This window comes from Burkholderia sp. HMSC10F09 (genome assembly GCF_001806955.1).
Lineage (GTDB): Bacteria > Pseudomonadota > Gammaproteobacteria > Burkholderiales > Burkholderiaceae > Burkholderia > Burkholderia multivorans.
In genome coordinates, this window is the sequence record NZ_KV786876.1 from 1 (window position 1) to 1413 (window position 1413).

Below are 1413 nucleotides of genomic sequence, written 5' to 3' on the forward strand. Positions count from 1 at the left end.
CCTTAAACACAAAATTCCTGACAGGCCCCGGAGGATACGGTCACTCCTGCATCGCCGGCACGGCCGCCATGTCCTCGACCGAATAGAGCTGCAGCATCGCGCGCGCAGCCTCGATGTTTGGCGTCGTGAGCCATTCCTCCCAGTTGTCAGGGTGCAGGATCAGGACGGAGCGCTTCTCGTCGCCGGCCCTGTGCATGTGCTTCATGATCGCGTACTCGTCGGCGTTCACAATGTCTCGGCGTCTCGCTCAATCACAGCGACGTCTGGAACAATCGGGGCAGTCATGCCGTGCGCGGTAACTTCTACGCCATCGCCAACCTGTACTACGAGTTCATGGGCAACACGCGCGTCGACGTCGGCGGCGTGCCGTTGTCGGCAAGGGGCGACCCCTTGTGGGGTGGCCTCGGTGTCGGTGGCTCGGTGAACTGGAAGGATGGGCGCTACGCGCTGTACGGCGAGCTTCTCGCCAAACGAGTCTTACCAATCCTGGACACAGCTACGGCTATCAGGGCACCGTCGGCGCAAGGATGAAGTGGTGAACGAAGCTTGACGTCAGCTCGCTCGCGATGTACTGAGCGCCATCGTTCCAAGCCATCATTCGCACCGCTTCGTGAAGTCTTCGATTTACTGGCGCGGATAGTGCCAAGGCAACCGGGCCGCATGTTGCCGCGCGCACCAGTCGCCCTGTTTCTCTTGTGGTCAGTCGGCCCCAGTGCCGCGCTACCGCGGCCGGTCGGATCGCGCGTTGCCCGTCAACGCGTCGCAACTTCTCTCACACTGCTGGACGGCGATATCCGGTCATCAGCAAATCCCGGCACTTCTCCCGCCGCTTCGTCAGCCCGGCCGAACAAGTCGGCAAGCAGATAGAGAGGGGCTCCGGTCGATAAGCTTCCGACCGAAGCACTACCCTAGGCGGGCGTCGTGTCGCTTATGCGACGCCTGCCGCGCACGAACCCTTCATCTGCCAATCGGCCAACTTCGGCTCCACATTCGACCGCACTGGTAAACTCGGCAACCAAAGCAACTTTCGGCCTGACCTATGACCACGCTGTCTCCCGACGCCATCGCCAACCACACGCCAATGATGCAGCAGTACCTTCACCCTGCCCAATAAGGCCCGGAGCACAAACCTACGCTCAGACCTACGCTACTCTTTCGGGGATCGACCGTTACCGAACGAGAAGGTCCGTCGGCTCGACAACCGGCGTGACGCCGCGTGGGTCTGGAGCAGCGCTGCGGCCCGGGGTGATCGCGCTCAATTGAGCTAGAGGTTCGAGTGAGAAATGGGACGATCTTATTCATCCAGTATGCAGATGGGCCTCAAGCTTCTGCACCAGCACATGGATCTTCGGCGTCAACTGCCGCGCGACCGGCCATATCAGACTGAGCGGCAAGCCGTCCGTTGCGGCTTCG

General features: G+C 61.4%; 1 protein-coding gene and 2 pseudogenes. 1 reads left to right on the forward strand and 2 read right to left on the reverse strand.

What is annotated here, in order from left to right; genetic code table 11:
- Positions 1–40: 40 nt before the first annotated feature.
- A pseudogene (locus HMPREF3115_RS24495) lies at positions 41–229 on the reverse strand (DUF159 family protein); the annotation flags it as partial.
- Between the two features lie 59 nt (positions 230–288).
- On the opposite strand from HMPREF3115_RS24495, the gene HMPREF3115_RS24500 reads away from it, so the two are divergent.
- Entirely contained in the window at positions 289–531 is a 243-nt protein-coding gene (locus HMPREF3115_RS24500; RefSeq protein ID WP_035488294.1) for an autotransporter outer membrane beta-barrel domain-containing protein, read from the forward strand.
- A 767-nt stretch (positions 532–1298) separates the two neighbouring features.
- Here the strand turns inward: HMPREF3115_RS24500 and HMPREF3115_RS33100 are convergent.
- Positions 1299–1413, reverse strand: a pseudogene (locus tag HMPREF3115_RS33100) (LysR family transcriptional regulator); the annotation flags it as partial.